6 protein-coding genes are annotated in these 6,408 nt (G+C 69.6%); 4 read left to right on the top strand and 2 right to left on the bottom strand.

The genetic code is table 11. From position 1 onward, the window contains the following. Positions 1–123: 123 nt before the first annotated feature. The gene (locus IU476_RS28230) at positions 124–2,319 is read right to left on the bottom strand and encodes a molybdopterin oxidoreductase family protein (protein WP_195105154.1); all 2,196 of its coding nucleotides are present in this window, start codon (positions 2,317–2,319) and stop codon (positions 124–126) included. A 194-nt stretch (positions 2,320–2,513) separates the two neighbouring features. Here IU476_RS28230 and IU476_RS28225 point away from each other — a divergent pair, with 194 nt between their 5' ends. Beyond that, positions 2,514–3,005: a beta-class carbonic anhydrase gene (locus IU476_RS28225; RefSeq protein WP_195105152.1), complete on the top strand. Its 492-nt coding sequence runs from the start codon at positions 2,514–2,516 to the stop codon at positions 3,003–3,005. Between the two features lie 73 nt (positions 3,006–3,078). Here the strand turns inward: IU476_RS28225 and IU476_RS28220 are convergent, their stop codons facing one another. Beyond that, positions 3,079–3,984, bottom strand: a complete 906-nt coding sequence (locus tag IU476_RS28220) for an NmrA/HSCARG family protein (protein WP_195105150.1) — start codon at positions 3,982–3,984, stop codon at positions 3,079–3,081. Between the two features lie 98 nt (positions 3,985–4,082). Here IU476_RS28220 and IU476_RS28215 point away from each other — a divergent pair, with 98 nt between their 5' ends. The 3 genes from IU476_RS28215 to IU476_RS28205 all read left to right on the top strand — a co-directional run bounded on the left by IU476_RS28215 (position 4,083) and on the right by IU476_RS28205 (position 6,406). Continuing rightward, on the top strand, positions 4,083–4,631 hold the full coding sequence (locus IU476_RS28215) for a TetR/AcrR family transcriptional regulator (protein ID WP_195105148.1): 549 nt from the start codon (positions 4,083–4,085) through the stop codon (positions 4,629–4,631). A gap of 236 nt (positions 4,632–4,867) precedes the next feature. Further along, positions 4,868–5,059, top strand: a complete 192-nt coding sequence (locus IU476_RS28210) for a hypothetical protein (protein ID WP_195105147.1) — start codon at positions 4,868–4,870, stop codon at positions 5,057–5,059. A 207-nt stretch (positions 5,060–5,266) separates the two neighbouring features. Continuing rightward, entirely contained in the window at positions 5,267–6,406 is a 1,140-nt protein-coding gene (locus IU476_RS28205) for an LLM class flavin-dependent oxidoreductase (RefSeq protein ID WP_195105189.1), read from the top strand. The last annotated feature ends 2 nt before the right edge of the window (positions 6,407–6,408 follow it).

Below are 6,408 nucleotides of genomic sequence, written 5' to 3'. Positions count from 1 at the left end.
TTTCAACAGGGCCAAGCACTGGCGGGCGGTGGCCACGCGCTACGACAAGCTCGCAATCACTTACCGCGCCGGATTCGTCCTGGCCCTGGTCGTCGAATGGCTCAAATTATTGGGAGACACGACCTAGGGCGCGCTCGCCGTCGCCACCTCGACGGAGCGGTCCGAGGCCGCCACCTTCGTGACGTCGACCCACGTGTTGTTCACCGCGGACGTCCCCGACAGCGGATCCACCAGAGCCGGGTCGTGGAGCAGGTTCACGTTGGCGCCGGGCAGCGAGGCCGCCAACCGCCACCCCACTCCCGGTTCCCGATGACCCCACCCGTGCGGGATAGCCACTGTGCCGGAACGGATCTCGTCACTGATCTCGACGGTCACCCGGATGGATCCGGTGCGGGAGGTGACCGTCACGGGGTCACCGGCGGACAGCGCGCGGGCGGCGGCGTCGTCGGGGTGCATGAGGACCGTGCAGCGGTCGCGGCCCTTGACCATGGCGGGCACGTTGTGCAGCCAGGAGTTGTTGCTGCGGAGGTGGCGGCGGCCGATCAGGCGCAGGTCGTAGCCGTCGGGGCCGGACGCCGGCGCCTCGCTCAGGTCGTCGAGCAGGGCGCGGGCGGCGGCGAGGAAGTCGTCGGGCGCAAGGTGGACCTTGCGGTCGCGGGTCCCGATCAGCTCGGGCAGGCGGGGCCGCAGCGGGCCCAGGTCGATGCCGCCGGGCGATTCGCGAACATCCTTGACCCGCAAGCCTTTCCGGCCCCGGCGCAGCACCCCGTACGGCCCGGCCGCGATGCCCAGCGCGGCGAGGCGCAGCGGACTCAGCCGCTCGAACAGTCCGTTGAGGACGCGGCCGGTGACGAACCGGCCGGGCAGCGGCACCACCTCGGTGATGATCCGCGCCATGATCTGCCAGTCCTCCAGCCCGTCGGCCGGCGGCTCGAACACCCGCGCGTCGTAGCGCAGGTTGTTGCGCACGCTGAACACCGGGAACAGCAGGTTCACGTCCTCGCGTTCGAGCGGCGACACCGGCGGCAGGATGATGTCGGCGTGCCGGGTGGTCTCGGTGACGTACATGTCCACGGCCACATAGAAATCCAGCGAATCAAGGGCCGCGTCCAGCCGCCCCGCCTGTGGCGTCGAGAGCACCGGATTCCCGGCGTAGGTGATCATCGCCCGGATCTGTCCCGCACCCTCGGTGAGGATTTCGTCGGCCAGCGCCGCCACCGGCAGCTCGGAGCGGAACGACTTGTAGCGACCGGAACGATCCGTCCACGCCCCGTGCGCCATCGACAGATACTTCCCGAACCGCAGCGCGTCGACGGGCGGCGTCGAGAACATCTGTCCCCCAGCACGATCCAGGTTCCCGGTGACCGCGTTGATCGTGTTCACCAGCCAGTGCGTCAGCGTGCCCGTCACCTGCTGGCACACGCCGATGCGCGCGTACAGCACCGCCGAGGAGGCGGCCGCGTGCTCGCGCGCGAACCGGCGGATGGTCTCCGCGTCGACACCCGCGTGCGGCGCGGCCAGCTCGGGCGTGAATTGCGCTGCCAGCGCGCTCAACTCGCCCCAGCCCGCGCACTGCCGGCGCACCGCCGTTGTGTCACAGAGGTTTTCGGTCACCAGCACGTGCAGCACGGCCAGCAGCAGATACACGTCGCCACCGGGCACGACCGCCAGGTGTTCGTCGGCCAGCCGCGCGGTCTCGGTGCGCCGGGGATCGATCACCACGACCTTGCCCCCGCGCCCGCGCACATCCTTGATGCGCTGCTTGGCGTTGGGCATCGTGGTCACCGACCCGTTCGACACCGCGGGATTCGCGCCCAGGATCACCAGCCGGTCGGTGCGGTCGATGTCGGCGACCGGCATCAGCACGTTCGCGCCGAACATCCGCCACGCGACGAACTCCTGCGGGAACTGGTCGATCGAGGACGCGGTGTAGAAGTTGCGCGTCAGCAGCGCCGCGCGCAGCAGCCCGCCGTAGAGCACCGAGGAGCTGTGCGCCGCCGGATTTCCCAGGTACATCCCGATCGCGCTGGGCCCGTGCGCGCTGCGGATCGCGCGCAGCCGCTGCCCGATCTCGCGAAACGCCTCGTCCCAGCCGATCGGCTCGAATTTGTCGCCGACCCGCCGCACCGGCGTGCGCAGCCGGTCCGGATCGTGGTGCAGCCCGCCCATGGCCGTCGCCTTGGGGCAGATATAGCCCTGCGACAGAACGTCTTCCGGGTTCCCTTCGATCCGCGTCACCTCGTCGCCCTCGACGGTGACCAGGATCCCGCAGTGCGCCTCACACAGCGTGCACTGCCGAGCGACAATGCGAGTACTCATAACTCTTCCTCTCGAGCGCCGGCCCACCGCGAGCGTACCGCCACCCTCGGCCGCGGTACACCCGCCGAGCACATCGAAATCGACACGCCAGTGTTCGACTCAGCGTGTGTCTATCGGTCGCGGCGCGGTAGCCGGGCTGCGACCGTGGATGCGCGCATTCGCATATCGAAACGTCTCCGATCGGAGGTTCGCTCATGACCGTGACCGACGAGTACCTGGCCAACAACGCGCGCTACGCGGCCCAGTTCAGCGGCCCGCTCCCCTTGCCGCCGAGCAAGCACGTCGCGGTGGTCGCCTGCATGGACGCCCGGCTCGACGTCTACCGCATCCTCGGCCTCCAGGAGGGCGAGGCACACGTCATCCGCAACGCCGGCGGCGTGGTGACCGACGACGAGATCCGTTCGCTCGCCATCAGTCAGCGCCTGCTGGGCACCACGGAGATCATCCTCATCCACCACACCGACTGCGGCATGCTGACTTTCACCGACGACGACTTCAAGCGCGGCATCCAGGACGAGACCGGCCTCAAGCCGACCTGGTCCGCGGAGTCGTTCACCGACCTGAAAGAGGATGTGCGCCAGTCGCTGCGCCGTATCGAGACCAGTCCGTTCGTCACCAAGACGACGTCGCTGCGCGGGTTCGTCTTCGACGTCGCGACCGGCAAATTGGAGGAAGTCCCCGCCTGACCCGACGCGGAACTAGCTCAGCCCCGGGTTCCGCACTGCCACAGGGTAATTCGGCTGCTCCGATTCCTTCCGATCAGGCGCGCATGGACGTGGCGACCCACTCCGCGAAGGTGGTGGTGGACAAGCCCAGGTCGTGCGCGGCCTGCGGATGTGCCGGTGCGGGATGGGCGCTCATGTACCGCTGTGACAGCACGAACTCGCGCATCAGGCCTTGCGCCGCAGCGTCTTCCGGGCTCGCGGGCAATTCGATCGCGGTGCCGAGCACGTCCGACAGCACGCGCGCGGCGGTGCGGAAGGTCAGTCGTTCACCGGCGAGTTCGAGCTCGACGCGATGGAAACGCTCCGGATCCGCGAATGCCGCCGCCGCGGCCGCGCCGATGTCGTCGACCGCGACGAAGGGCTGCGGGACGTCCGGGTCGACGGCGACCAGCAGCCGATCCGAATCACCCTCGGCCCAATAGAACGACGGCCGGACGAAATTCTCCATGAACGTCGACGGCCGCAGGATCGTCCAGTATTCGAACCCCGCCTCCCGCACGGCCTGCTCGACGGCCGCCTTGCTGCGCCAATAGTGACCCAGATGTGCGCCCCAGCGCTGCTCGTCGAGTGCGCCGGTATCCCGCCCCGCACCCGACACCGAGGTGTGTACCAGGTGCGACACCCCCGCCGCACTCGCCGCCTCGACCAACGCGCGCCCGTAGCGGACCTCCGCGTCGCCCATGAGATCGGCCAAGTCGGGCATCTGCACCGAGAACACGCCGTGGGCCCCTTCGACCGCGGCCCGCAGCGAATCGGGATCACCCAGATCGCCCCGCACCAGCGTCGCGCCCAGGTCCGCGACGGCACGCGCGCGGGCGGACTCCGGATCCCGCACCAGCGCGCGCACCGCCACGCCCGCGGCCAGCAGGGCCCGGGCTACTGCGCCGCCCTGCCTCCCGGTAGCCCCTGTGACCAGCACGACCCCATCGCTCGACGCCATCGCGCACTCCTCTCGAACCAAATGGGGTGGTCCCCCACTTTCTGCCCGCTAGCATATGGAGGGGCACCCCGTTTTGTCGAGAGCGAGAGGAGCGAGCGGTGGCGACGACCCGTACGACGCGACCCCAGCGCTCGGATTGGCAGCGCAATCACCAGCGGTTGTTGACCGTGGCGGCGGAATTGGTCGCCCGCGACGGCGCCGGGGTGTCACTCGAGGAGATCGCCCGCCGGGCCGAGATCGGTTCGGCCACACTGCATCGGCACTTCCCCTCGCGGCAGGCGTTGCTGGAGGAGATCTTTCGCGACGGCGTCGAACGGCTCTGCCGCCGCGCGGACGAACTCGCCCGGGAGGACCCCGCGCGCGGACTGGTCCGGTGGCTCGAGGAACTCGCCGTCTACACCGCGAACACGCGCGGCCTGGCCCTGTCCCTCGCCATGCCCGCGCACCCGGACGGCTCGTGCCACGCCTGGGTCGCCGACACCGCCGCCGCACTGATGACCCACGCCGTCGAGGCCGGCACCGTCCGCCCCGGTATTTCCCTCGCCGACCTCCTCGACCTGGTCAACGCCATCTCCATCGCCACCGAGGGCGACGGCGACGCCGCCCGCCGCCTCCTACGCCTCGCGGTCGACGGCCTCCACCCCTGAATCAGCACGGCAACCGGTTCGGTGAAAATCCAACCGAAAACACCCGACGCGGGCGTACCACATTGCCGTGCGGCACGCAGATCTCGTGTTCGGCCGCAACGTCTCTCGCCACCCCGAGGCCCCGCGCCGCGCCGTTCCTGAAGGCCTGCTTCAGGTCGATTCAGGCTGCCTTCAGCCGCCCCTTGCGACAGTGGCCGAGCGTTCAAGATCACGACCGAGCGAAAGGGGCGACGAGTATGTACCAGACAGTGCGCATCGGCCGACAGCCTTACCGGGTGGTCGGCAAGGCTCCACTCTCGACGATGTCGCGGGCCTGCTACGGCAAGCACCGGTTCACGTTGCAGCGCGTCTCCGACGGTTCGCTGTGGCAGGCCTTCGGCGCCCGGCTCACCCCGGGGGCCGAGTTGCTGCGGTGCGGCGCGCATTAGACAGGTCATCGGCTCCGGTCCCGGCACGCGCGCCGGGACCGCGGTCTGCCGCAGCGCACGGGCGCACCGACATTCCGGCCCCCGCGCTTCGCCGGAATCGACGCCCCGCCCCGCGCGCACTACCCCTGGAATACGCGCACAAGGTAGCGTGTTCTCTTGGTTGCCATGTCCACCAAATTGGTGGAGCGAGGAACCGAGGAGGACACCGTGCAGTTCGGAATCTTCAGCGTCGGGGACGTCACCGCCGACCCGACCACCGGCCGGACGCCCACCGAGGCCGAGCGCATCCAGGCCATGGTGGCCATCGCGCTGAAGGCGGAAGAGGTCGGGCTGGACGTATTCGCTACCGGCGAGCACCACAATCCCCCGTTCGTGCCGTCGTCGCCGACCACGATGCTGGGCTACGTGGCCGCCCGCACCGAGCGCCTGCAACTGTCGACCGCGACCACGCTGATCACCACGAACGACCCGGTGAAGATCGCCGAGGACTTCGCCATGCTGCAACACCTGTCCGGCGGGCGGGTGGACGTGATGATGGGCCGCGGCAACACCGGCCCGGTCTACCCGTGGTTCGGCAAGGACATCCGCGAGGGCATCCCGCTGGCGATCGAGAACTACCACCTGCTGCGCAAACTGTGGCGCGAGCCGCGCGTGGACTGGCAGGGCAAGTTCCGCACCCCGCTGCAAGGCTTCACGTCCACGCCCGCGCCGCTGGACGGCACGCCGCCGTTCGTGTGGCACGGCTCCATCCGCTCGCCGGAGATCGCCGAGCAGGCCGCCTACTACGGCGACGGCTTCTTCCACAACAACATCTTCTGGAACGCCGAGCACACCGCGCAGATGGTGAACCTGTACCGGCAGCGCTACGAGCACTACGGACACGGCGCGGCGGACCAGGCCGTGGTCGGTCTGGGCGGGCAGGTGTTCATGGCCGAGACCGAGGCCGCGGCCAAGAAGTTCTTCCGCCCCTACTTCGACAACGCGCCCGTCTACGGCCACGGGCCCTCGCTCGAGGAGTTCACCGAGCTGACCCCGCTGACCGTGGGCACGCCGGAGCAGGTGATCGAGCGCACCCTCGGCTTCGCCGACAACGTCGGCGACTACCAGCGCCAGCTGTTCCTGATGGACCATGCCGGGCTGCCACTCGAGGTGGTCCTGGAGCAGCTCGAGATCCTGGGCCGCGAGGTCGTGCCGGTGTTGCGCCGGGAGTTCGAGGCCCGCCGCCCCGCGCACGTGCCCAGCGACCCGCCCACGCACGCCTCCCTGGTGGCCGCCGGGCCCGAGGCGCCGCACCACCTGGTCGAACCCGCCCGCGAACGGCTGCTCGCCGCAGCCCGGAAGGAATGAGT

It is taken from the genome of Nocardia blacklockiae (genome assembly GCF_015477355.1).
Classification (GTDB): Bacteria; Actinomycetota; Actinomycetes; order Mycobacteriales; family Mycobacteriaceae; genus Nocardia; species Nocardia blacklockiae.
The sequence above is the reverse complement of the archived record's forward strand: the minus strand, read 5'-3'. Positions and strand labels throughout refer to the sequence as shown.

Excerpts from the sequence above, each read along its gene's own strand:
- IU476_RS28230 (WP_195105154.1), bottom strand. The coding sequence starts at position 2,319 with ATGAGTACTCGCATTGTCGCTCGGCAGTGCACGCTGTGTGAGGCGCAC.
- IU476_RS28225 (WP_195105152.1), top strand. The coding sequence starts at position 2,514 with ATGACCGTGACCGACGAGTACCTGGCCAACAACGCGCGCTACGCGGCC.
- IU476_RS28220 (WP_195105150.1), bottom strand. The coding sequence starts at position 3,984 with ATGGCGTCGAGCGATGGGGTCGTGCTGGTCACAGGGGCTACCGGGAGG.
- IU476_RS28210 (WP_195105147.1), top strand. The coding sequence starts at position 4,868 with ATGTACCAGACAGTGCGCATCGGCCGACAGCCTTACCGGGTGGTCGGC.